A 1,185-nucleotide genomic window follows, 5' to 3' on the forward strand; every position below is an offset into this window, starting at 1 on the left:
CTATATAACGAAGAAGTCAAGGACCTTGAGCGGCTCGGGCCCTCACCGGTGCCGCCGGGCCGGGAACGCGGGCGGTTCAGCCGGTGCCCAGGACGACGGTCTGGGCGGGGGTGCCGGCCGGCATCGGCTGGTCGGCCGTGCGGCTGGTGCGGTATTCCTGGGGGCTCATGCCGCGGACCCGTTTGAACGCGGCGCTCAGCGCGAACGCGCTGCTGTAGCCGACGCGGCGGGCGACGGTGGCCACCGTGGCGTCCGGTTCGCGCAGCAGGTCGGCGGCGAGGGTGAGGCGCCAGGTCGCCAGGTAGGACATGGGGGGCTCCCCCACCACGGTGGTGAAGCGGCGGGCCAGGCCGGCGCGGGAGACGCCGACCTTGCGGGCGAGGGACTCCACCGTCCACGCCTGGCCCGGGTTGTCGTGGAGCAGGCGCAGCGCGGGGCCGACGGTGGGGTCCGACTGGGCCCGGTACCAGGCGGGTGCGCCGGCGCCGGGTTCGGCGAGCCAGGTGCGCAGCACGCTGACGAACAGCAGGTCCAGCAGGCGGTCCAAAACGAGTTCCTGGCCGGGTTCGTCGCGGCTTATCTCTTCGGCGAGCAGGGCGACGAGTGCGTTGTCCTCGGCTCCGGCGGGCCGTACGAGCAGGGCGGGCAGGGCGTTCAGCAGCCGGCGGCCGATCTCGCTGGGGGCCTGGTAGGTGCCGCTGAGCATCACGGAGGAGCCCTGGCCGAGTGTGTCGCCCCAGGTGCGCACGCCGAGGGCCATGGTGTCGGTGACGTCCTCGCCTTCCGTGGTGTTGCAGCGCTGTTCGGGGCCGACGACGATCTGCACGCCGGTGTCCTGCTCGTCGGCGATGGTGTACGGGTCGGGGCCGCGCAGTACGGCGACGTCGCCGGGGCGCAGCAGGGCGGGGGTGGAGCGGTCGGGCAGGACCCAGGCGTCGCCGCGGACCATGGTGACCAGGGAGATGGGGGCGCGGTCCTCGACGCGCAGGGCCCACGGCGGGCTGAACACCGACTTGATGAGGAACGCGCCGCGGGCCTTGGGGCCTTCGAGCAGGCCGGTGAGAGCATCCATGCGTGTTTCAACCCATCGGCTGGGGGCGAGGCGTGGGAGGCCTCGGGGGACGGAAAGGGTCGCGCCCGCCCAGCCGGGCGGGGGCCGTCCGGCAGGACGGGCGCCGGTGTGGG

Annotated in this window: 1 protein-coding gene; it reads right to left on the reverse strand. The window is 73.8% G+C overall.

The window, feature by feature from the left end:
* Positions 1-76: 76 nt before the first annotated feature.
* Entirely contained in the window at positions 77-1,072 is a 996-nt protein-coding gene (locus ACWGH4_RS35260) for a cupin domain-containing protein (protein WP_441267162.1), read from the reverse strand.
* Positions 1,073-1,185 lie beyond the last annotated feature (113 nt).

This window comes from Streptomyces sp. NPDC054847 (genome assembly GCF_053610925.1).

What these genes read in the sequence shown, in the direction of transcription:
- ACWGH4_RS35260 (WP_441267162.1), bottom strand. Translation starts at nt 1,072, where the DNA reads ATGGATGCTCTCACCGGCCTGCTCGAAGGCCCCAAGGCCCGCGGCGCG.